The following is a 22,641-nucleotide window of genomic DNA, read 5'->3' as shown; positions in this document are numbered from 1 at the left end:
TGAACGCCATGACAAGCAAGCATCGCATCATCCAGGTCGGCTCCCTGGCCGGCTCCCCCTCGGCCAATCAACGGCTGGCCGACAGCTACGACGTGATCGAGCTCTGGAAGTACGAAGACCGCCAGGCGGCCCTGGCCCGATTCGGCCCCGGCGTCACCGCGCTGGTCACCTCGGCCAATATGGGGGCCTCGGCCGAACTCATCGCCGCCCTGCCCGACCTGAAGGCAATCTGCAGCTGGGGCGTGGGCTACGAAACCATCGACGTCGAGGCGGCCCGCCAACGCGGCGTGCAGGTCAGCAATACGCCCGACGTGCTCACCGACTGCGTCGCCGACCTGGCCTGGGGCCTGTTGATTGCCGCGGCCCGCCGCATGGGCCAGGGCGAGCGCTTCGTGCGTGCCGGCCGCTGGGGCCAGGTCCATGGCAGCATCCCGCTGGGCATGCGTGTCAGCGGCAAGAAACTCGGGGTGGTCGGCCTGGGGCGCATCGGCGAGGCCATCGCCCGCCGCGGCCTGGGGTTCGACATGCAGGTGCGCTACCACAACCGGCGGCGGCGCGACGACGTGGACTACGGCTACGCCGCCAGCCTGACCGAGTTGGCCGAGTGGGCGGACTTTCTGGTGGTGGCCACCGTGGGCGGCCCCAGCACCCGCCACCTGGTGGGCCGCGAGGCGCTGCGCGCGCTTGGCCCCAAGGGGATCATCGTGAATATCGCCCGCGGCCCGGTGATCGACGAGGCCGCCATGGTGGCGCTGCTGGAATCTGGCGAACTCGGGTTCGCGGCCCTGGATGTCTTCGAGCACGAGCCCAAGGTCCCGGATTTCTTCAAGACCACGGACCAGGCCGTCGTACTGCCGCATATCGGCAGCGCGACCACCGAGACCCGCATGGACATGGAAAACCTGATGCTGGACAACCTGGCGGCCTACTTCGCCACCGGCAAAGTGATCACGCCGGTGTGACGCCCCATGGGCAAGGCCCCCGAGGGGGCCTTGTCATCCAGCACGCCATTTTCGCCTAAACTTCGCGTTCTTCGGTCTTCAGGCCATTATCACGCGCGAAATCGACCACGAACTTATAAGCGAGCGGCTCCAGTTCGCGCAGGCGCTGGTCGACCACGATGCCGCGCACGCCGTCGATCACGACGGGCAGCACATAGGGCGAATACGTGAGATGGTTGCCGGCGCTGCCAGGCGGCCGGAACTGAGCCATGACGCCAGCCAGGCGCTCCGCCCAGTCGCTGGGACGGAAACGCGCACCGCTTTCGGTGACGCCATGAATAACGAATTGTTTGACGCGAGTTGCCATGGAACCTTCACAACGGGCTGCGCGCGCGGACGCCGGATCGGCCGCGTCTCAAACATGCGACCCGCGCCGCGAATTGTATATGATTGATCCTTTGGTCCGCTTCCGCCCTAGGGCATGAAGGGGCCGCATCCCTGGTTTTTCCCGTGGAGAACACCGCGATGAGCTCGCCGTTGGCCAATATCTATTCCCGCCTGCCGGTGTCCTTCACCCACGGCGAAGGTGTCTGGCTGTGGGATCCCGAAGGCCGCAAATACCTCGATGCCCTGGCCGGCATCGGCGTGTCCTGCCTGGGCCACGCCCACCCGCGCCTGGTGCGCGCCATCTCCGAGCAGGCCGCGCGCGTCATCCATACCTCCAATATCTACGAGGTTCCCCAGCAGACCGCCCTGGCCGCCCGCCTGAACGCGCTGTCCGGCATGGAAGAAGTCGCCTTCAACAACAGCGGCTCGGAAGCCAACGAAGCCGCCATCAAGCTGGCCCGCTACCACGCCTACCAGCGCGGCAACTCCCATGCCCACATCATCACCATGGAGTCGTCCTGGCATGGGCGCACCCTGGGCACCCTGGCGGCGACCGGCAGCGAGAAGGCCCGCAAGGGCTTCGAACCGCTGCCCACCGGCTTCATACAGGTCGCCTACAACGATCTGGCGGCCGTGCGCGCGGCGGGCGACCGCGAAAGCCGCGTGACCGCCGTGCTGCTGGAAGTCCTCCAGGGCGAAGGCGGCATCCGTCCCTCGGACATCGCCTACCTGCGCGGCCTGCGTGAACTCTGTACCGAGCGCGGCTGGCTGCTCATGATCGACGAAGTGCAGTCCGGCATCGGGCGCACCGGCAAATGGTTTGCTCACCAATGGGCCGGCATCCAGCCCGACGTCATGACGCTGGCCAAAGGCCTGGCCGGCGGCGTCCCGATCGGCGCCATGCTGGCGCGCGGACCGGCCGCGGGCGTGCTCACCCCGGGCAGCCATGGCACGACCTTCGGCGGCGGCCCGCTGGCCTGCGCGGCCGGCCTGGCCGTGCTGGACGCCCTCGAGCAGGACGGCCTGCTGGACAATGCCGAATGCGTGGGCGCGCATCTGCAGGAGGCGCTGCGCCAGGCCCTGGCCGGCGTGAAAGGCGTCACTGACGTGCGCGGCCGCGGCCTCATGCTCGGCATCGAGCTCGAACGCCCCTGCGGCGTGCTCGCCCTGCGCGCCATGCAGGCCGGCCTGCTCATCAACGTCACGCGCGACCGCGTGATCCGCCTGCTGCCCCCGCTCATCCTGAGCCAGGCCGAGGCCGATCAAATCGTCGCAATCCTCGTGCCTCTCATCAAGACCTTCCTGGCCGAACAAGCATAATCACAGGCGGCGCGGCCACGAGCCGTGCCGCCGCCCATCGACCTGTGACCTCACCATGACTCCTCCCACGACGCAAAACGGCCCCCTGCGGCATTTCCTGCAGTTCAAAGACCTCACCGCCGCCGAGATCGGCTACGTCCTGGACCGCGCCCGCATCATCAAGGACAAGTTCAAGCGCTATGAGCCCCATATGCCGCTGCACGACCGCACGCTGGCCATGGTGTTCGAGAAGGCCAGCACGCGCACCCGCGTCTCCTTCGAGGCCGGCATGTACCAGATGGGCGGCTCGGTCATCAACCTGACCTCCAATGACTCGCAGCTCGGCCGCGCCGAGCCCATCGAGGACACCGCGCGCGTGATCTCGCGCATGGTCGACATCGTGATGATCCGCACCTTCGAGCAGACCCGCATCGAGCGCTTTGCCTCGCATTCGCGGGTGCCCGTCATCAACGGCCTGACCAACGAATACCACCCCTGCCAGATCCTGGCCGACCTGTTCACCTATATCGAACACCGCGGCCCCATCGCCGGCAAGATCGTCGCCTGGGTGGGCGACGCCAACAACATGTCCTACACCTGGCTGCAAGCCGCCGAGATGCTCGGCTTCACGTTGCATGTGTCCACCCCCGCCGGCTACGAACTCGACCCGGCCCGGGTCGGCAACCCGCCGGCGTCGGTGCTCAAGCAATTCAAGGACCCCATGCAGGCCTGCCAGGGCGCGCACCTGGTCACCACCGATGTCTGGACCAGCATGGGCTACGAGGCCGAAAACGAAGAACGCCGCGCCGCCTTCGCCGACTGGTGCGTGGACGCCGAAATGATGGCCGCCGCCGACCCGCAGGCCATCTTCATGCACTGCCTGCCCGCCCACCGGGGCGAAGAAGTCACCGGCGAAGTCATCGATGGCCCGCAAAGCGTGGTCTGGGACGAAGCCGAAAACCGCATGCACGTCCAGAAGGCCCTGATGGAGTTCCTGCTCCTGGGCGAACTGCGCTGAGGCCTGCGACCCGACCCGCCGGCTGACAGGGGGCAAACGCGCTAAAATAGCCAGCTTGAGCCCCCGCCGTCAGCCTTTTGACGCTTTCGATCACACAATGACTACCATTCTCCCGAACCTTCCCACCGGCCAGAAGGTCGGCATTGCCTTCTCCGGCGGCCTGGACACCAGCGCGGCCCTGCTCTGGATGCGCGAAAAAGGCGCTATTCCCTACGCCTATACCGCCAACCTGGGCCAGCCCGACGAGCCCGACTACGAAGACATCCCGCGCCGCGCCATGCAATACGGGGCCGAGAATGCACGCCTGATCGACTGCCGCGCCCAGCTGGCCGCCGAAGGCCTGGCCGCCCTGCAAAGCGGCGCCTTCCACATCTCCACCGCCGGCCTGACCTACTTCAACACCACGCCCATCGGACGCGCCGTCACCGGCACCATGCTCGTGGCCGCCATGAAGGAAGACGGCGTCAACATCTGGGGCGACGGCAGCACCTTCAAGGGCAATGACATCGAGCGCTTCTATCGCTACGGCCTGCTCACCAACCCGGACCTGAAGATCTACAAGCCCTGGCTGGACCAGACCTTCATCGACGAGCTCGGCGGCCGCGCCGAGATGTCCGAGTACATGCGCCGCGCCGGCTTCGACTACAAGATGTCGGCCGAGAAAGCCTATTCCACCGATTCCAACATGCTGGGCGCCACCCACGAAGCCAAGGACCTGGAGTTCCTCAACTCCGGCATCCGCATCGTCAAGCCCATCATGGGCGTGGCCTTCTGGCGCGATGACGTGGCCGTCAAGGCCGAGGAAGTCACCGTGCGCTTCGAGGAAGGCCGCCCGGTGGCCCTGAACGGCGTCGAGTACGGCGATCTGGTCGAGCTCCTGCTGGAGGCCAACCGCATCGGCGGACGCCACGGCCTGGGCATGAGCGACCAGATCGAAAACCGCATCATCGAAGCCAAGAGCCGCGGCATCTACGAAGCCCCGGGCCTGGCCCTGCTCTTCATCGCCTACGAGCGCCTGGTGACCGGCATTCACAACGAAGACACCATCGAGCAGTATCGCGAAAACGGCCGCAAGCTGGGCCGCCTGCTCTACCAGGGCCGCTGGTTCGACCCGCAAGCCATCATGCTGCGCGAGACCGCCCAGCGCTGGGTGGCCCGCGCCGTCACCGGCGAAGTCACGCTCGAACTGCGCCGCGGCAATGACTATTCGCTGCTGAACACCGAATCGCCCAACCTGACCTATGCGCCCGAGCGCCTGTCCATGGAAAAGGTCGAGAACGCCCCGTTCACGCCCGCCGACCGCATCGGCCAGCTGACCATGCGCAACCTGGACATCACCGACACCCGCGACAAGCTCTTCACCTACGTGAAGACCGGCCTGCTCGCCCCGTCGGGCAATGCCGCCCTGCCCCAACTCAAGGACGAAAAGAAGTAATCCTTGCAAGGCCAAAAAAGCCTGGGCCGCAGCCCAGGCTTTTTTTTCGTCCCGCGGCCACCCTCCGCTAGGCGGCTTCCTCATGCACGTAGAGCACCATGTCCCACACGCCCGCATGATGACCGCGCACGGATTGGCGCTGCCGGCCCAGCGAACGCATAAAACGGCTCAAGGTCAACAGGTCGTTGGGATAATGGTAGGCCGCAATACTCAGGCGGCATTGCGGCTGCGCCAGGTGCCGGGTAGCCCCTTGCAGGATGCCCAACTCCCCGCCCTCCACATCGGCCTTGATCATGGTGGCTTGATCCGGCACCAAGTGATCGAGCGAAACCGCCGGCAAGGCCTCTATCCAGTCTTTGCGCGCCTCGCGCCACTGAGCCGAATCCGAGGGCAGCACGAAACGCGAGCCATGGGGATAAGACGGGTCGGTATAGAAGTCCACCGAGCCGCCATGTTCGGCGCCCGCCACGGCACGTTCGGCCCGGATAGGCAAGAGCCAGGACAGGCTGCGCAGGCTGGCGAAGTCCAGCCGGTTGGGCTCCAGGGCCCATAGCTGCGAATCCGGCCCTACCAGGCCGGCCATGCGCCCCACCTGCTCGCCCTGGCTGGCTCCCACATCGACGTAGATTTCGCGCTCGCGCGGCACGAAAGAACAATGCGGGCTGGCGCCGTTGAAATACTGGTACTCGCTGGAAATCATATAGCGCAGCAAGGGACCGCGATCCAGCGCCAGATAGGCATGAATGCGCGCGGCCAGCGTCTGCTGCGATAGGAGATCCATCTCGGCCATCAAGGCCAGGTAGCTGTCTATCTCGGCGATATAGTGCTCGCGCTCTTCGGCCACCGGCACATAGGTATGCACGGCGCCGCTGGCGGCCATATGGGCCAGATAATCAAAACTGCCCTGCACGCCCTGCCACAACGCCCACTCGCCATGCGTGCCCGGCAAGCACATCAAGCCGATATTGGGGTTGCGGCTTCGTTGGCGCAGATATTCCATCATCGAAATCGCGCCGTCCTGGCTGGGCGGGACCGGCGTCATCGCATTGGCCAGACTAGGTTTTTCGCCGACCTCACAGAAGCCCAGAAAGCGGGGATCGGCACGATAGGTCGCCCCTTGCGCCACTTCATGCAGATGCTGGGTCCAGTTGCTGCAATAGCGCGGCCAAAGCACGTAGAACCCATCCAGCGCGCGCACTCGCGCGATGCGCTCGTCCCCCAGGCGTTTGAGCTCGCGCCAATCTCCCATGACCATATGCCGGCCTCCATACGTGAGCCGGCAGTCAGTGAGCCGGCAGTCAGTGAGCCGGCAGTCAGTGAGCCGGCAGTCAGTGAGCCGGCAGTCAGTGAGCCGGCAGTCAGTGAGCCGGCAGTCAGTGAGCCGGCAGTCAGTGAGCCGGCAGTCAGTGAGCCGGCAGTGTCTTGAGAGTGTGCGGCAGCCGGTGACGCGGCGACAATCAGGCGGAGCGGCGTTGGCCGTAGGATGGAGATGGAAGACGGCAAGCCGTTTCCGCCCCCGTCAGAGCTCCACCTGCATGCCCATTTCGACCACCCGATTGGGCGGAATCTTGAAGAACTTGGTGCTGCGGGTCGAGTTGCGCGCCAGAAAGGCGAACACCGCTCGGCGCCAGCGCGACATGGCCGAGCGCTTGGCCGAGACCACGGTCTGCCGCGACAGGTAGAAGGAGGTGCGCATGGGTTCGAGGTCGATTTCCGGATAGGCTTCGGCCACCTCGCGCAGCGCATCGGGCACATCCGGATCTTCCTTGAAGCCGTAATGGATGATGACCTGCCAGCTCGACGGGCTGATCTGCGCGACCTCGAAGCGTCCGCCAGCCGGGATATAGGGCACGTCGGCCACCCTGATGGAGAGAAACACGACGTGATCGTGCAGCACCTTGTTGTGCTTGAGGTTGTGCAATAGGGCCGGCGGCACATTGCCGCTGTTCATGGTCATGAAGATGGCCGTGCCGGGCACGCGGGCCGGCGGATAGGCTTCCAGCTGCTCCATGAACTCCCTGAGCGGCTGGCGATCCCGGGCCTGGAGCTCCGCCAGCAGCTGGCGGCCGCGCCGCCAGGTCATCATCAGCGTAAAGACAATCACGCCCACCAGCAGCGGCATCCAGCCACCTTCGTGGATCTTGAAGATATTGGCGCCGAACAGCAACACGTCGATAAGCAGCAAGATCCCGAGCAAGATCATCCAGGCCAGCCGCCTGCCGCCCGCGCTCCCCCTGGGCAGCACCGCAAAGGCCAGCACCGATGTCGTCAACATGGTGCCGGTCACGGCGAAACCATAGGCCGCGGCCAGATTCTCCGAGTTGCGGAACACCAGCACCAGCAGCAGCACGGCGCACAAGAGCAGCGCATTGACCTGGGGCAAATAGATCTGGCCCTTTTCGATGGCCGAGGTGTGCAGAATCTGCATGCGCGGCCAGAAACCCAACTGCACCGCCTGGCGGGTGACGGAAAATGCGCCCGATATCACCGCCTGGGACGCCACCACCGTGGCCACGGTGGCCAGGGCCACCAGGGCCACCAGGCCCCATTCGGGGGCCATCAGGAAAAAGGGATTGCGGATGGCCGTGGGATCACGCAAGAGCAGGGCCCCCTGGCCCAGATAGCATAGCGTGAGCGAGGGCAGCACCATGCTGAACCAGGCGCGGCGGATGGCCGGGCGGCCGAAATGGCCCATATCCGCGTACAGCGCCTCGGCGCCGGTCAGGGCCAGCACCACCGCGCCCAACAGCAGAAAGCTCATCAGGGGAAACTCGATGATGAAGCGCAGCCCCCACATCGGATTGAGCGCGGCCAGGACCTCCGGCGTCTGCCAGATCTGCCAGCCGCCCATGACGGCCAGCGTGCCGAACCAAAGCCCCATCACCGGCCCGAAGAGCTTGCCCACCGCGCCCGTGCCATGGGACTGGATGGCAAACAACCCGACGAGCACCACGATGGCCGCCGGCACCACCCAGGGATCCATGGTGTGCGACACCACGCCGATGCCCTCGATGGCCGAGAGCACGGAAATCGCCGGGGTGATCATGCTGTCGCCGTAGAAGAGCGCGGCGCCGAAGATGCCCAATATGATGAGGAACATACGCATCCGGCCGCTGCGCCCGCGCACCGCCAGCTCCAGCAGGGCCAGCGTGCCGCCCTCGCCCTGGTTGTCCGCCCGCAGCACCAGCGTCACGTACTTGAGCGACACCACCACCATGAGCAGCCAGAACAGGATGGACAGCACGCCCAGGATATGGGAGGGCTCGAGATCGGCAAAACCGGTCAGGCAGGCGCGCAGCGTGTACAGGGGGCTGGTGCCGATGTCCCCGTAGACCACCCCCAGGGCACCCATCATCAGGGCCATGGGCCGGGAGGTGCCTGCTTCAGAGGTCTGACTCATAAGGGCGCTCGTGGCGGGTGAGTTGGGCGCCCTTGCGGGGCCCTGGGAAGACAACGGTAAGCCGCGTGCCGCTGAACTCGGGGCGGCTGCTCAGCTTCCACCAGGCGCCGTGCGCATGCGCGATTTCGCGCACGATGGCCAGCCCCAGGCCGGAGCCGTCCGCGCTGGCCGAGGGCGAGCGGTAAAAGGCTTCGAAGACCCGCTCGCGCTCTTCCGGAACGATGCCCGGGCCATCGTCCTCGACCGTGAGCGAGGGCGGATTCTCGCCGATGGTCAGCGTGATCCGGCCCGCCCCGTAGCGCAAGGCATTGTCGATGAGATTGCCCAGCAGCTCGTCCAGCAGCAAGGGGTCGCCGTCGATCCAGACCGGGTGGTCGGGCGCCAGCAGATCGATTTCGACCTGCGAGGCCCGCGTGCGCGGAATCCATTCGGCGCCGCTGGCGCGCACCCATTCGCAGAGATCCAGGCGTACGAAACGGTCTTGCGGCCGCGCATTGGGATCGGCCTTGGCCAGGACCAGCAATTGCTGCCCCAGGCGGATCATGCGGTCGCTGACGACCTTGATGCGTTCGGCTCGCGCCCGCACATCCTCGGGCAAGGGACGGGCCAGCATCAACTCGGACTCCAGCCGCAGCCCGCTCAAGGGCGTGCGCAGCTGGTGCGCGGCATGGCCGATGAAGCGCCGTTGCGCGGCCAGCGAGGCATCCAGGCGCAGCAGCAGATCGTTGATATGGGTCACCAGCGGGGCGATCTCGGCTGGCAGCCCCTGCACCGCCATGGGCTGCATGTCGTCGATGGAGCGCAGGCGGATTTCTTCAGACAGGTGGTTGACCGAGCGCAGCCCCGAGCGCACGCCCTGGATGATCACGCCGGCAAACAGGGCGATCAGCAGTACCTGGCCCACCACCATGAGCCAGAAGAAGTCTTCCAGCATCCAGACCGACATATCGATCTTGTGCGTGATGACCCAGGTCGCCGCCAGGTCCAGCAGGACCAGCAACAAGATGGGGGGCATGAGGCGCACCACCAGGTGGCGCGCCAACGAACCGGACGGCAGCTTCCAGCCTGGCGGTTGCGGCAACGGTTCGGTTTGGGAATCCGGCATGTTGAGGGAAGCGGTTTGCGCCGGCCCTCACGGGCCGGCGTCCGGCGGGCTCAAGCCGCTTCGACGTCCAGCATATAGCCAAAGCCGCGCACGGTCTGGATGCTGGCGCCAGTGCCTTCGAGACGCTTGCGCAAGCGGTATACATAGACTTCGACCGCATTTTCGCTGAAGTCGGCGTCCCAGGCGGACAGGGAATTGACGATCTGGCGCTTGGTCACGACGCGGCCGACGCGGGCCATGAGCATCTCCAGCACGGAAAGCTCGCGCACGGACAAGGCCAGGCGCTGGCCGTTGGCCCGGACTTCGCGGCCCACGGTGTCAAACACGAGGGGCCCGACTTCGATCAGCGGCTGGGCCTGGCCGGTGCGCCGGCGCCCCAGGGCGCGCACGCGGGCGGCCAGCTCGGGCAGGTCGAACGGCTTGGTGACGTAGTCGTCCGCGCCGGCATCCAGGCCGGCGACGCGGTCGTCCAGGCCATCGCGGGCGGTCAGGATGAGGACCGGGACCTGGTTGCCCTCCTGGCGCAGCTGGCGCAGCACCTCCAGGCCGCTTTGGCCGGGCAGGTTCAGGTCCAGCAGGAGCAGGTCGTAGGGCTGCCCCGCCAGCGCCCCCTGGACCTTGTCACCTTCGGTGAGCCAGTCCACGGCGTAGCCCTGGTCGGACAGGAATTCCTGGAGCGCGTGGCCCAGGGTGGTGTCGTCTTCGATTACGAGTACTCGCATCCCGCGATTCTAGCGCGAACCTGGGCCGCGCGCCCAAGTGAAATCTGCGAGTGGCCCCGGAATGGACACCGGGGAGGCCCGCCTCCCCGGCGCCTGCCCTCAGCGCGCGGGCACGGCGGCGGGCCCGGGCGCGGCGGCCGGATCGGCCGCCGCGGGCGCCGGCGTGGTGATGAAGCCGATGCGGCTCATGCCGGAGCGGCGGGCCGAGGCCATGACCTTGGCCAGGGTTTCGTAGCGGGTGTTCTGGTCGGCGCGGATGCGGATCTCCGGCTGGGGCTTGTCACCCGCCACCGCCTGGAAGCGGAACGGCAGGTCTTCCAGGGTGACGGGCTGTTCGTCCCAGAAGAGCGAGCCGCTGGCATCGATGGCCAGGTCTATCGTCTTGGGATCTTCCTGGATCTGCTCGGCCGTGACCTGCGGCATGTTGATCTTGATCGAATGCGCCAGCAGCGGCGCCGTGATGATGAAGATCACCAGCAGCACCAGCATCACGTCGATGAGCGGCACCATGTTGATCTCGGACACGGTGTGGCCGCCCGACCCTTTGTTGTCGAAGCTGCCGAACGCCATTATTCGCTCCCTCGCGCATCGGCGTGCGCGCCCTGGCGCCGCAGGGCGCGGACCTTGCCATCCGACACGGCCACCTGCTGGCCGGTGGTCAGGAAGGCGAATAGATCGTGCGCGAAGGCATCCAGGCGCGACAGGAAGACACGGTTGTTGCGCACGAAGGCGTTGTACGCCAGCACCGCCGGAATGGCCACGGCCAGGCCCAGGCCGGTCATGATCAGCGCCTCGCCCACGGGGCCGGCGATACGGTTGATGGTCACGCCATCGGACAGGCCGATACCGACCAGGGCGTGATACACGCCCCAGACCGTGCCGAACAGGCCGACGAAAGGCGCGGTCGAACCGACCGAGGCCAGCACGGTCAGGCCGTTTTCAAGCTTGGCGGTCTCTTCGTCGATCACCTTGCGCATCGTGCGGGTCACGAACTCGCCGTTGCTGCCGGCCTCTTCCAGCTTGGTCGCGCCGAACTTGGCGTGATGGCTTTGCGCATGGATGGCATGGCTGGCCAGATGCGAGAAGGGATCGCGCGCGCCGTGCGTGATGATTTCGTTTTCGACCTGCTGCAAAGAGCTGGCATTCCAGAAGTGGTTCAGGAAATTGGCCGCGCGCTTGCGCATGCGCAGGTTGCTGAAGGCCTTGACCACGATGAGATACCAGGTCACCAGCGACATCAGGATGAGGATGATGAACAGCGTCTTGCCGACAAAATCGCTCTGGGCCACGAAATGCAGAAAGCCCATGTCCGGCGCGGGCGCGGGCGCGGCGTTCAGGGCCGTGGCCGCCTGCTGCAAGGCTTCCGGGGCGGCCGGCGGGGCGGCCGGCGGCGTGGCCGACGGAGCCGCGCCTGCGGCGGGCGCGGCCGGGGCCGCTGCCTGGGCCACGACCATCATGGCGTTTTGGAGTGCGTTGAACATTTCAGTTCCCTTTTGCTTGAATCACTTAAGTCCGAAATCGAACGGAATCCTGGCCATGGCGGTCTGGGGAACCCCGTTGCGTGTCAGTGGTTTGAACCGCGCCTTGCGCACGGCTTCCAGGGCCGAGTTATCCAGCCGGCGGAATCCCGAGGAGGTATCGATGCTGGCCTTGTCGACATAGCCCTGCGGATTGATCGTGACCAGCACGATGACGCGGCCCTGCTCGCGGCGCCGGATCGAGTCCGAGGGGTACTTGGGCGCCGGACGATCGCCGAGGTATTCGACGCTGGACATGAAGACCGGCTCTTCGGGCGCGGGCCCCTGTTTGGGCGCCTGCGTGACCTGCTCGCCATCGGTGGCGCCGGCCGGCGGCGTCTGCGGCTTGGGCTCGGCCTGGACCTCGGTCTTGGGTTGAGGCTTGGGCTGCGGCTTGGGTTTGGGCTTGGGCTTGGGCTTGGGTGGCGGCGCCGGCTCGGGCGCCTTTTCCACGATGGGCTCGGGTTCCGGCTCGGGCTTGAGCTCGGGTTCGGGCTCGGGCGGCGGGGGCTCGACCACCGGTTCGGGCGGCGGCGTCTCTTCGACGGGAGGCTCGGGATTGGGCTCGGCCTTGGCGACCTGAGGGACGGGAGCCTCGATGACGCTCACCATGACAGGCTCCTGCTCGAGCATGACGGGTGCTTCGGTGTGGTTCAGGAAGATGGCTCCGATCACCGCCGCGTGCACGGCAAGCACGGCGATGCCGGCTCCCACACGCAACCCCATGGACGCCTGCGGGGTAGTAGTCCAACCGTATTGAAGGCTAGGCATGAATCAGCCAGAAACATTAACGAGTACGCCAGCACGCAACCAGGATCGTTGTCCCCGGCCACTCGCTGGCGTTTCCAAGTCCCCCACGATATATCAAATGCGAATGATTCGCAAGTTTAATCCGCTTGGCATCGCCGCCCCGGCTTGGCGGGCGCGCCGGCCAATGGTTGCGCGCGCAAAGACCGGCGGACGTGGGCGCGGACGCCAGAAACACAAAAGCCCTTGAACCTGGGGTCCAAGGGCTTTGAGCCTGACGCGCAGCTTTGGTGGGTGCTACAGGGGTCGAACCTGTGACCTACGCCTTGTAAGGGCGCCGCTCTACCAACTGAGCTAAGCACCCATGCGCGGGGCCACTCAAAGTCTTGCGCGGCCCGAAGTATAGCGAACCGCGCCTGAGTCGGCAAATCGATGACGGGCAATCCCCGGGAAGCTTCCGACTTGCCTGACAGCCTGTCAGTTGACGGCGTCCTTCAGGGCCTTGCCCGGGCGGAACTTCGGCACCTTGGCCTTCTTGATCTTGATGGTCTCGCCCGTGCGCGGATTGCGGCCGGTGCGGGCGGCGCGCGAGGACACGGCGAAGGTGCCGAAACCCACCAGCGTAACCGTGCCGCCCTTCTTGAGCGTAGTCTTGACGGCACCGATCAAAGCGTCAAGCGTGCGGCCGGCAGCCGCCTTGGAGATATCGGCTTTGCTGGCGATGTGATCGATGAGTTCGGTTTTGTTCATTCAGAATTACCCCTCACAAGGTATGAATTACGCGCCCCGCGCAGCGCGAAAGCGCCGATCTTGGGCTCGCGCCAGAACAGACGAGTGACGATTTAATATTTCTTGCGCTGCAAAAGCACAACCTTTTAACTGCTGCGTCGCAGCCCCGGAGCAGGCTTTTTCAAGCTGCGGGAAAGCTGCGACGCAGAGACGTATTAGGCCCCGGGCGACTGAGACTGTCAAGCATTAACCAAGCGAGAAGCCGCGCCAATACTAGCTTTTAGCGCTTTGCGCAATAAACAAAAACGCTAAGCGTATGCCGCGCGCGCAACACCGCGCGCGCGCCCTCAGCCCATCGATCCCTTGAGCGCCTGATCAAAATCGTGCAGCAGGTCGGCCTCGTCTTCGATGCCTACCGAGACGCGGATAAGGCTGTCGGCGATGCCCATTTGCGCCCGGCGTTCCGGACCCATCTCGTAATAAATGGTGTGCGCGGCCGGCAGGGCCAGGCTGCGCGTATCGCCCAGATGGGTGGCGTTGAGCACGATATTCAGGCGGTTCAGGAAATCGAAGCAATCGATGCCGTCGGCCAGCTCCACCCCGAGCAGGCCGCCGTAGCGCCCCTGCCGGAACAGGCCGCCGGCGCGCTCGTGCTGCGGATGCGAGGCCAGGCCCGGATAATGGACCTTGGCCACACCGGGATGCGACTCCAGCAGGCGCGCCAACGCCAGCGCGTTGCTGCAATGCCGGTCCATGCGCAGCGCCAGCGTCTCGGCGCCGATGGCGATGCGGTGCGCCGGCTCGGCGGCCAGGGTACCGCCCATGTCGCGCAGGCCCTTTTTCTTGATCTGGGTCAGGCCCCAGGTGGTGGGCGGCCCCTTGCGATAGGTCTCGAAGATATTGGCGTAGCCCGACCAGTCGAACAGGCCGGTATCGGTGACCGACCCTCCCAAGGCATGGCCATGGCCGCCGATGTACTTGGACAGCGAATTCATCACCAGCGATGCGCCCACCTCGCGCGGCTGGAACAGCCAGGGCGAGGTCAGCGTGTTGTCCACGACATAGACCAGGCCCTGCTCGCGGCAGATCCGGCCTATGCCGGCCAGGTCGGCGACCTGGGTGCCCGGGTTGGCGATGGTTTCGGTAAACACCATGCGGGTGTTGGGCCGCAGCGCGGCGCGCACCTGTTCGGCGTCGGTGGCATCGACCGACGTCACCTCCACGCCCAGTTCGATCAAGGTGCCAAGCAGGCTGTTGGTGTTGCCGAAAATAAACTGGCTGGACACCAGGTGATCACCGCGGCGCAGCAGCGTCGTGAAAATCGCCGCCAGCGCGGCCATGCCGGTCGCAAAGCTCACCGTGCCCTTGCCGCCCTCCATCTTGCTGATCTTGGCCTCCAGCGCGTTGGTGGTCGGCGTGCCCTGGCGCGCATAGGTAAAGCCCGCCTTGCCCTGGAACACTGCCGCCAGTTCGCGGGAATCTTCGTAGGCGAACTCCGAAGAAGGATGCATGGGCTTGTGCACCGCGCCGTGCTCGACGGCCTGCGTGCGGTCGGAATGGAGAATCGTGGTGGTGAAGCCGTTCTGGTGCATGGTAGTGCCCGGCGCCGGATTGCCGGCAGAAAAGTGGCGGAAAAACGGGGGTTAGGAAGCGCGGCGCTGGCGCACGGTCTCGTACAGGCAGACCGCGCTGGCGACGCTGACGTTCAGGCTCTCGACCGAGCCCAGCATGGGAATATTGACCAGCTCGTCGCAGGTCTCGCGCGTCAGGCGGCGCATGCCCTCGCCTTCGGCGCCCATGACCCAGGCCATGGGTTGGCGTGCGTCCACGGCGTGCATGTCATGGCTGGCCTGGTCATCGGTGCCCACCAGCCAGACACCGCGCTCCTTGAGCTCGCGCATGGTGCGCGCCAGATTGGTGACCATGATGTAGGGAACCGTATCCGCGGCGCCGCAGGCCACGCGCTGCACGGTGCTGTTCAGGCCCACCGCACGGTCCCGCGGAGCGATGACGGCATGCACGCCCGCGGCGTCGGCCGTGCGCAGGCATGCACCAAGATTGTGCGGATCGGTCACGCCATCGAGGATGAGCAGGAAGGCCGGGCCTTCGATTTCGTCGAGGACCTCGTCCACGCCCACGGCCAGCGGACGCTCGTCGGCCAGGGCCAGCACACCCTGATGGCGCGTGCCTCGCGCCATGCCGTCCAGCCGCTCGGCCGGCACGGGATGCACGCGCCGGCCGGCGCGCTCGGCCTGCTCGATCAGCGTCTGCATGCGCTTGTCGCGGCGCGACGCCTCGACATAGATGTCCTTGATGGACTCGGGCGCGTGGCGCAAACGCGCGACGACTGCGTGAAACCCCGCCAGGACCTGGGTCGACGCCATGGTGATGACTACCTTTGAAAAACAGGATATCCCGCCGCGACGGCGGCGGGCCGGGGCGCCGCCTGACGGCTCGCCCCTTGCAATCCCGCAATGTTACCGCGCCCGGCGCTCAATGGCGGCCGCGCACCGCCTTCTTGGCGGCCGCCCCTGGCCGCTTGGCCGGCGTGGCCGGCACTTTGTTGGCCTTCTTGGCTTCGGCGCGGCGTTGCTTGGCTGTCTGCCCCTTGAGCGCGGCAGGCTTGGGCGCGGCCGCTTTCTTGACCCGCCGGGGCTCGTCCGGATTGCGCGTGCTCTGCTTGCGCAGGGCTTCGTAGCTCGTCCCCTTGACCAGCCGGAACTCGATGCGGCGCGCCTCCAGGTCCACGCGCGAAACCTGCACCTGCACCTTGTCGGTCAGCCGGTAGCGCATGCCCGTGCGCTCGCCGCGCAATTCGTGCAACGAATCATTGAACTGGAAATACTCGCTGCCCAGCTCCGAGACGTGCACCAGGCCCTCGACATGCAGGGTGTCCAGCGTCACGAAAATACCGAAACTGGCCACGCCGGTGACGGTGCCGCTGAAATCCTCGCCGACCCGCTCCTTGACGAACCAGCACTTGAGCCAGGCCTCGACATCGCGCGAGGCCTCGTCGGCGCGCCGTTCGCTGGCCGACAGGATGAGGCCGAGCTTTTCCCAGATGGCATGCTCATGCTCGCGCTGGCTGCGGCCGATGACCACCGGCTGGGCCTGCAGGTCGGGCACATAGCGCTGGCCGGCCAGCAAGGCCTTGATGACGCGATGCGTGAGCAGGTCGGGATAGCGCCGGATGGGCGAGGTGAAGTGCGAATAGGCCGGATAGGCCAGGCCGAAATGGCCCATGTTGTCCGGGCTGTAGACCGCCTGCTGCATGGAGCGCAAGCTCATGGTCTGCAGCAGCGGGAAATCCGGACGTCCGCGCACCGAATCGAGGAACTCGCCGTAGTCCTTGGCCGTGGGCGTATCGCCACCGCCCAGGGACAGGGCCATGGTGCGCAGGAAATCGCGCAAAGCCTGCAGGCGCTCGGGCGTCGGGCCTTCGTGGATCCGGTACAGCCCGGGATGCTTGCTGCGCTGCATGAAGTCGGCCGCGCAGGTGTTGGCGGCCAGCATGCATTCTTCGATGAGCTTATGGGCATCGTTGCGCACCATGGGCACGATCTGTTCGATACGGCCCAGTTCGTTGCACACGATGCGCGTCTCGACGGTTTCGAAGTCGATGGCGCCGCGCTTCTTGCGCTGTTGCGCCAGCAGCTGGTAGAGCTCGTAGAGATGCTGCACGTCCGGCAGCAGCTTGCCCAGCGCCAGCGCGGCCGGCCCGCCGGGCTGCTGCAGGGCCTCCCAGATGCTGGTGTAGGTGGTGCGCGCATGCGAATGCATGACGGCGCTGTAGAACTGATAGGCGGTGACCGTGCCGGCCTTGGCCCCCGTGGCCGGAATCACCATGTCGCAGACCAGCACCAGGCGGTCCACGTTGGGATTGAGCGAGCACAGTCCGTTGGACAGCGACTCCGGCAACATGGGGATGACGCGGCGCGGGAAGTACACGCTGGTGCCGCGCTCGACCGCGTCGTCGTCCAGGGCGTCGCCGGGCCGCACGTAGTGACTGACGTCGGCGATGGCCACCAGCAGCCGCCAGCCGGGACGCTTGCGCTGGCCCGTACCCAGGTCCACCGGCTCGCAATAGACAGCGTCGTCAAAATCGCGCGCGTCTTCGCCGTCGATGGTGATCAGCGGCACATCGCGCAGATCCACGCGCTGCTTGAGATCGCTTTTGCGCACGCTGTCGGGCAGGCGCGCGGCCTGCTTGCGCGCGGCCTCGGAGAACTCGACGGGCACATCGAACTTGCGCACCGCGATTTCGATTTCCATGCCGGGATCGTCGATCTCGCCCAGCACTTCGAACACCTTGCCCAGCGGCTGGGTATGACGGGTCGGCTGCTCGATGATCTCGACCGACACCACCTGCCCATGCTGGGCGCCGTTGGTGTCGCCCGGCGGAATCAGGATGTCGTGCTTGATGCGCTGGTCTTCGGGCACCACGATGGACAGCCCATGCTCGTGCAGGAAACGCCCCACGAGTTTGTTGGTGCGCCGCTCGATCACCTCGACGATGGTGCCCTCGGGCTTGCCCCGGTACTCGCCCGAGGGCTTGACCAGCACGCGGTCGCCGTGCAGCACCTTGAGCATCTCGCGCGGCGACAGGAAGATGTCCGGGCCGCCGTCATCGCGCACCAGGAAACCGAAGCCGTCGCGATGGCCCTGCACGCGCCCGGCGACAAAGTCCAGCTTGGTGGCCAGCAGCAGCACGCCCTTGCGGTTGGGCAGCAATTGGCCATCGCGCTCCATGGCGGCCAGCCGCCGCTCGAAACCCACCACGGTCGCTTCGCGCTCGACGCCCATGCGCTGGGCCAGCTCGGCGGGCGACAACGGCGCGCCGGCGGTGCGCAAGGCATTCAGGATCTCTTCGCGCGACGGGACGTCCGGATCGAAGTCCGGCGGAGCATCGGGCAGGACCGGTGTAGATCTATTATTTTTGTTCGCGTCGTTATTCGATCGTTTTGCCAAAGCTGAAAATCCCGTATATAATGCGCAGCTTCTGTGGCCAGCCCAGTGCGACACTGAAAGCCAAACACAGCTTTTTTGCGAAGTAGCTAGTCTACGTGAAATCCACCGCAAAAATGTTGTCAGGCACAGTGCCCAGGTGGCGGAATTGGTAGACGCGCATGGTTCAGGTCCATGTGCCGCAAGGTGTGGAGGTTCGAGTCCTCTCCTGGGCACCACAGTTTCCTTCAGGCAGTTTGCCCGCAAACTGCCTGATAAATAAGCGATACAGGCAGGATATGCTGCCTACCCGGAACCCCGTGCCGCGCAAGCGTGCCGGGGTTTTGTTTTTTGGCCGGCCCCTGCCCTGCTTGCGGGCGGCGTTATCCACGCCGCCCCGCCCTACCCCCCGGCCCGCTCTTTCCTGGCGCGGCTGCCCTCGCGTCGCAGATGATGCGCCTCATAGCGCGCGCGGCCCATGCCGTCGATCTGCCCTTGCACCAATCGTTCCAGCGGCGCGAGCAAGGCATCGAAACGATCGGTGGACTCCAGCGCATTCAGGGCGGCGGCGACAGCTTCCAGCGTGGAAAGCGCGCCCGGAAGGTCGGCATGCCTGACGCGATAGCGCCCCGGACCCTGGGCCGGCAGGCCGAGCCGGGGCAGCGCGGCCAGCGCGGGGTGGCGCGCGACCATGGCGCGCGCCCGGCGCCAGGTCGCGTCCGGCACAATCAGCAGGCGCCGTGGCGCCTCTGGCGCGGCGGGCGCCGCGGGCCTGGCATCCTGCCCCGGAAACAACAGATAAGCCTGCCATCCCGGCCGCGTCCAAAGCGCTTCGTCGAAATGCTCGGCCACCACCCGCGCCGCGCGCGCCAGGCCCAGCCAGGCCAGCCGGGCGGTATTCAGCGCATGCCCGGCCTCGCGAGGGTCCTGGAGGATGAGGACCCGTGTATCCGACTCCAGCTTGGGAACGAGAGAGCACAGGCAATGCGAGAGCGGACGCTCGCAACGGACGCAATGCGGACGGGACATGGAACGCGGATGGCAAAAGACAGGAAGCGGCGGCCAGGCTATAAGCATACCCGCCCGCCTCATCCGCCCACTTTTTTTGCGGGCAACTTGCACACCCCCCGAAAAGTGTGCATAATTCGCGTCCTGCTGATGACACGGCGACGTGAAATCAACAGAGCCCAGGTGGCGGAATTGGTAGACGCGCATGGTTCAGGTCCATGTGCCGCAAGGTGTGGAGGTTCGAGTCCTCTCCTGGGCACCAATATCAACATCGTGATGATCCGCACGATGCGCCAAAAAACCCGAATCATCTTCGGGTTTTTTCTTTCAGGATCGCCGGCTCATGCCCGGCACAAAACAGCATGGTCGTCCGTTTGACTGTGAGCGGAACGATGCAGGCATCACAGCTCATGCCCAGGTGGCGGAATTGGTAGACGCGCATGGTTCAGGTCCATGTGCCGCAAGGTGTGGAGGTTCGAGTCCTCTCCTGGGCACCAATACAGATACCGCGAAGACTTCGCGGTACGCCAAGAAAGTGAAAGACCCCGGATGCGCAAGCCTCCGGGGTCTTTGCTTTGCGGGCCCGCGGCGCATCAGGCGCGCGCAAGCTCCCGCGTCATGACGACATGCGCGATGCCGGCCTCGACAAACTCGTCGCCGTCGGCCTGAAAGCCATGGGCTTCGTAAAAGGCCTTGGCATGGGTCTGCGCATGCAGGACCAGCATGCGATGGCCGTCGCCGTGCCCCTGCTCGATCAGGGCGTCGAGGATCTGGCCGCCTACGCCGGAGCCGCGCGCCGGCTTGCGCACCGCCATGCGCCCGATGTGGCCATCCGGCAACAGGCGGCCGGTGCCCACGGGCCGCCCCTGGGAGTCGTAGGCCACCGCATGCACCGACACCGCATCCTCGTCGTCGAGCTCGACCTCCGGCGGCACCTTCTGCTCCAGCACGAAAACCTCGTGGCGCACCTCGGTGGCGTGTTCGCGCAGACGGTCCCAGGTGCCGATGACGATACGGACGGGATAAGAAGACGGGGTGCTCATGGCGGCGGTTCCAGCAAGTTGTCGTACCGCGATTGTCTCAGGCCCGACGGCCGGCTCCAAGCCCCCGCGCGCCTTCAGTAGAATGGCGGCTTTTCCAAACCCGCCAAGCGCCATGTCCGCCGTCGTCAACGCCACGCTGCCGGTCTTTGCCCTGATCCTGACCGGCTGGCTTGCCGCCCGCGCCCGCGTGCTGGGTCCCGGCGCCACCGAGGCACTGAACCGCTATGTCGCCTACCTGTCCCTGCCAGCCCTGCTGTTTCGCGCCATGGCGCAGGCCAGGCTGGACGAACTGCTGCACTGGGGTTTCATCGCGGCGTTCTGGGGCGGGATCTGCGTCACCTTTGCGACGGCCATGCTGGCCGGGGGGCTGCGCGCCCGTCTCACCGACCGCAGCATCGAAGGCCTGGCCGCCTCCTACGCCAACGCCGGGTACATGGGCATCCCGCTCTGCCTGGCCGTGCTGGGTCCGGCCAGCATGCCGCCGGCCATCATCACGACGCTGCTGACTGCCTGCGCCTTGTTCGGCTGCGCCATCGCCCTCATCGAATACGACCAGCATCGCCAGCGCCATTGGGGCGCCACCCTCTATAAAGTGGGCCGCGCGCTGGCGCGCAACCCGCTGCTGATCGCCCCCCTGGCGGGCGCGCTGTGGTCCTGGCTGGGCCCCGCCCTGCCCCAGGGACTGGACCGCTATGTCGAACTGCTGGGCGCCTCGGCCAGTCCCTGCGCCCTGGTCACCATCGGCCTTTTCCTGGCCCAGGCCCAACCGGCCTCGGGCGGCGCCGCCGTCGGCCGGCTGGTGGCCGGCAAGCTGCTGCTGCAGCCCGCCGCCACCGCGGTGCTGGCCTTCTGGGTATTTTCCATGCCCGCGCTATGGGCCTGGTGCGCGGTGCTCATGAGCGCGCTGCCCATCGGCACCGGCCCTTTCATGCTGGCGCAGCTCTATGGCCGCTCGGCCACCACGACGTCGCGCGCCATCCTGCTGTCGACCATTCTGTCGGTCATCACCATCTCGGCCCTGGTGGCCTGGATCCAGCACTTCCACCCGGCCTGACCATGCTCGCACTCGCCTTGTTCGTCCTCACGCTCACCCTGGTCATCTGGCAGCCGCGCGGCCTGAATGTCGGCTGGAGCGCCTGCATCGGCGCGGCGCTGGCCTTGGCCACCGGCGTCGTCCAGCTCTCGGACATCGGTGTCGTATGGCATATCGTCTGGAATGCCACGGCCACCTTCATCGCCATCATCATCACCAGCCTCATCCTCGACGAGGCCGGCTTTTTCGAATGGGCGGCCCTGCACGTGGCGCGCTGGGGGCGGGGCAGCGGCCACCGCCTCTTCGTGCTTATCGTGCTGCTGGGCGCGGCGGTCACGGCCCTCTTTGCCAATGACGGCGCCGCGCTCATCCTCACGCCCATCGTGATGGAAATGCTGCTGGCCCTGGGCTTCGGCCCGGCCGCGACCCTGGCCTTCGTGATGGCGGCCGGCTTCATCGCCGACACGGGCAGCATCCCGCTGATTGTCTCCAATCTGGTGAATATCGTCTCGGCCGACTTCTTCGGACTGGGCTTCAGCCAATACGCAGCCATCATGGTGCCCGTCAATGGGGTGGCCGTGGGCGCGTCGCTGGCCATGCTGTGGCTGTTCTTTCGCCGCGACATCCCGCCGCGCTACGACCTGGCCAGCCTGCCGGCGCCGCGCACCGCCATCCGCGACAGCCTGACGTTCCGCGCCGGCTGGATCGTGCTGGCCCTGCTGCTGGCGGGATTTTTCCTGCTCGAACCACTGGGCGTGCCGGTCAGCGCCATCGCCGCGCTGGGCGCGGCCGGCCTGCTGCTGATCGCCGGACGCCGGCATATCGTGGGCACCCGCCGCATCATGCGCGAGGCGCCCTGGCATATCGTGGTGTTTTCGCTGGGCATGTACCTGGTCGTCTATGGGCTGCGCAACGCCGGCCTGACCCAGGCCCTGACCGGCCTGCTGGAACGCTGCGCCGAAGCCGGCGTCTGGGGCGCCGCCATGGGCACGGGCATCGCCACGGCCCTGCTGTCCTCGGTCATGAACAACCTGCCCACCGTCCTGATCGGCGCGCTGTCCATCGCCGACGCCCAGGTCGCGCACGAAAGCAGCCGTCTGGCGATGATCTACGCCAATGTGATCGGCAGCGATCTCGGCCCCAAGATCACCCCCATAGGCAGCCTGGCCACCCTGCTCTGGCTGCACGTGCTGGCGCGCAAGGGCCTGGTGATCTCCTGGGGCTATTACTTCCGCGTCGGGCTGGTGCTGACCGTGCCGGTGCTCTTGGCCACGCTGGCGGCCCTGGCCTGGCGGCTGAGCCTGTAGCGATAT

At 66.3% G+C, this 22,641-nt stretch carries 20 protein-coding genes, 4 tRNA genes and 1 pseudogene; 9 read left to right on the top strand and 16 right to left on the bottom strand.

Annotated features, from left to right (window positions below):
• The first annotated feature begins 8 nt into the window (after positions 1-8).
• Positions 9-962 carry a 2-hydroxyacid dehydrogenase gene (locus AXA74_RS02060; protein ID WP_029579621.1) on the top strand — a complete coding sequence of 318 codons (954 nt, stop codon included), beginning with the start codon at positions 9-11 and terminating at the stop codon, positions 960-962.
• Positions 963-1,017: 55 nt separating this feature from the next.
• On the opposite strand, the gene AXA74_RS02055 is transcribed toward AXA74_RS02060, so the two are convergent.
• Positions 1,018-1,308 (bottom strand): DUF3579 domain-containing protein, encoded by a 291-nt coding sequence (locus tag AXA74_RS02055; protein WP_029579622.1) that lies wholly within the window; start codon positions 1,306-1,308, stop codon positions 1,018-1,020.
• A gap of 158 nt (positions 1,309-1,466) precedes the next feature.
• Between AXA74_RS02055 and AXA74_RS02050 the strand changes: the two genes are divergently transcribed.
• The 3 genes from AXA74_RS02050 to argG all read left to right on the top strand — a co-directional run bounded on the left by AXA74_RS02050 (position 1,467) and on the right by argG (position 5,080).
• Positions 1,467-2,648: an aspartate aminotransferase family protein gene (locus tag AXA74_RS02050; RefSeq protein WP_029579623.1), complete on the top strand. Its 1,182-nt coding sequence runs from the start codon at positions 1,467-1,469 to the stop codon at positions 2,646-2,648.
• Positions 2,649-2,703: 55 nt separating this feature from the next.
• Positions 2,704-3,645, top strand: coding sequence for an ornithine carbamoyltransferase (gene argF / locus AXA74_RS02045; RefSeq protein WP_032956815.1), 942 nt, complete (start codon positions 2,704-2,706; stop codon positions 3,643-3,645).
• 97 nt (positions 3,646-3,742) lie between these two features.
• Positions 3,743-5,080, top strand: a complete 1,338-nt coding sequence (argG, locus tag AXA74_RS02040; RefSeq protein WP_029579625.1) for an argininosuccinate synthase — start codon at positions 3,743-3,745, stop codon at positions 5,078-5,080.
• Positions 5,081-5,147: 67 nt separating this feature from the next.
• On the opposite strand, the gene AXA74_RS02035 is transcribed toward argG, so the two are convergent.
• The 13 genes and pseudogenes from AXA74_RS02035 to rnr all read right to left on the bottom strand — a co-directional run bounded on the left by AXA74_RS02035 (position 5,148) and on the right by rnr (position 18,268).
• A complete protein-coding gene (locus AXA74_RS02035; RefSeq protein ID WP_029579626.1) occupies positions 5,148-6,335 on the bottom strand; it encodes an FkbM family methyltransferase in 1,188 nt (395 codons plus the stop codon).
• Positions 6,336-6,362: 27 nt separating this feature from the next.
• Positions 6,363-6,485 (bottom strand): annotated as a pseudogene (locus AXA74_RS24835) (pentapeptide repeat-containing protein); the annotation flags it as partial.
• A gap of 114 nt (positions 6,486-6,599) precedes the next feature.
• Positions 6,600-8,480, bottom strand: coding sequence for a potassium transporter Kup (locus AXA74_RS02030; protein WP_029579627.1), 1,881 nt, complete (start codon positions 8,478-8,480; stop codon positions 6,600-6,602).
• A complete protein-coding gene (locus AXA74_RS02025; protein WP_029579628.1) occupies positions 8,464-9,585 on the bottom strand; it encodes a sensor histidine kinase in 1,122 nt (373 codons plus the stop codon). The genes AXA74_RS02030 and AXA74_RS02025 overlap by 17 nt, the downstream gene beginning before the upstream one ends.
• Positions 9,586-9,635: 50 nt before the next feature.
• Positions 9,636-10,307 (bottom strand): response regulator, encoded by a 672-nt coding sequence (locus AXA74_RS02020; RefSeq protein ID WP_029579629.1) that lies wholly within the window; start codon positions 10,305-10,307, stop codon positions 9,636-9,638.
• 99 nt (positions 10,308-10,406) lie between these two features.
• Positions 10,407-10,877, bottom strand: coding sequence for an ExbD/TolR family protein (locus tag AXA74_RS02015; RefSeq protein ID WP_032977649.1), 471 nt, complete (start codon positions 10,875-10,877; stop codon positions 10,407-10,409).
• Positions 10,877-11,788: a MotA/TolQ/ExbB proton channel family protein gene (locus AXA74_RS02010; protein ID WP_029579631.1), complete on the bottom strand. Its 912-nt coding sequence runs from the start codon at positions 11,786-11,788 to the stop codon at positions 10,877-10,879. The genes AXA74_RS02015 and AXA74_RS02010 overlap by 1 nt, the downstream gene beginning before the upstream one ends.
• Before the next feature lie 21 nt (positions 11,789-11,809).
• Positions 11,810-12,595, bottom strand: a complete 786-nt coding sequence (locus AXA74_RS02005; protein WP_029579632.1) for an energy transducer TonB — start codon at positions 12,593-12,595, stop codon at positions 11,810-11,812.
• 264 nt (positions 12,596-12,859) lie between these two features.
• Positions 12,860-12,935, bottom strand: a tRNA-Val gene (locus AXA74_RS02000).
• Between the two features lie 113 nt (positions 12,936-13,048).
• Positions 13,049-13,321, bottom strand: coding sequence for an HU family DNA-binding protein (locus AXA74_RS01995; protein WP_005012769.1), 273 nt, complete (start codon positions 13,319-13,321; stop codon positions 13,049-13,051).
• Between the two features lie 326 nt (positions 13,322-13,647).
• Positions 13,648-14,892, bottom strand: coding sequence for a cystathionine gamma-synthase family protein (locus AXA74_RS01990; RefSeq protein WP_029579633.1), 1,245 nt, complete (start codon positions 14,890-14,892; stop codon positions 13,648-13,650).
• A 51-nt stretch (positions 14,893-14,943) separates the two neighbouring features.
• Positions 14,944-15,684, bottom strand: coding sequence for a 23S rRNA (guanosine(2251)-2'-O)-methyltransferase RlmB (gene rlmB / locus AXA74_RS01985; RefSeq protein WP_029579634.1), 741 nt, complete (start codon positions 15,682-15,684; stop codon positions 14,944-14,946).
• Positions 15,685-15,793: 109 nt separating this feature from the next.
• Positions 15,794-18,268, bottom strand: coding sequence for a ribonuclease R (gene rnr, locus AXA74_RS01980; protein ID WP_126623590.1), 2,475 nt, complete (start codon positions 18,266-18,268; stop codon positions 15,794-15,796).
• 130 nt (positions 18,269-18,398) lie between these two features.
• On the opposite strand from rnr, the gene AXA74_RS01975 reads away from it, so the two are divergent.
• A tRNA-Leu gene (locus AXA74_RS01975) sits at positions 18,399-18,483 on the top strand.
• A gap of 163 nt (positions 18,484-18,646) precedes the next feature.
• Here the strand turns inward: AXA74_RS01975 and AXA74_RS01970 are convergent.
• On the bottom strand, positions 18,647-19,273 hold the full coding sequence (locus AXA74_RS01970; RefSeq protein ID WP_032977667.1) for a tRNA-uridine aminocarboxypropyltransferase: 627 nt from the start codon (positions 19,271-19,273) through the stop codon (positions 18,647-18,649).
• 156 nt (positions 19,274-19,429) lie between these two features.
• Here AXA74_RS01970 and AXA74_RS01965 point away from each other — a divergent pair.
• Positions 19,430-19,514: transfer RNA gene (locus AXA74_RS01965), tRNA-Leu, on the top strand.
• Between the two features lie 150 nt (positions 19,515-19,664).
• Positions 19,665-19,749 (top strand) — tRNA-Leu (locus tag AXA74_RS01960).
• 96 nt (positions 19,750-19,845) lie between these two features.
• Here the strand turns inward: AXA74_RS01960 and AXA74_RS01955 are convergent.
• Positions 19,846-20,295 carry a GNAT family N-acetyltransferase gene (locus tag AXA74_RS01955; protein ID WP_029579637.1) on the bottom strand — a complete coding sequence of 150 codons (450 nt, stop codon included), beginning with the start codon at positions 20,293-20,295 and terminating at the stop codon, positions 19,846-19,848.
• Positions 20,296-20,407: 112 nt separating this feature from the next.
• On the opposite strand from AXA74_RS01955, the gene AXA74_RS01950 reads away from it, so the two are divergent.
• Both AXA74_RS01950 and AXA74_RS01945 read left to right on the top strand, forming a co-directional pair.
• Positions 20,408-21,349, top strand: a complete 942-nt coding sequence (locus AXA74_RS01950; protein ID WP_029579638.1) for an AEC family transporter — start codon at positions 20,408-20,410, stop codon at positions 21,347-21,349.
• A 2-nt stretch (positions 21,350-21,351) separates the two neighbouring features.
• Positions 21,352-22,635: an arsenic transporter gene (locus AXA74_RS01945; protein WP_029579639.1), complete on the top strand. Its 1,284-nt coding sequence runs from the start codon at positions 21,352-21,354 to the stop codon at positions 22,633-22,635.
• Positions 22,636-22,641: the final 6 nt, after the last annotated feature.

Origin of the sequence: Bordetella hinzii LMG 13501, from assembly GCF_001548475.1 — a bacterium.
Taxonomy (GTDB): Bacteria; Pseudomonadota; Gammaproteobacteria; order Burkholderiales; family Burkholderiaceae_B; genus Bordetella; species Bordetella hinzii.
Note: the sequence above shows the minus strand (reverse complement) of the source record. Positions and strands in the feature narration are given on the sequence as shown.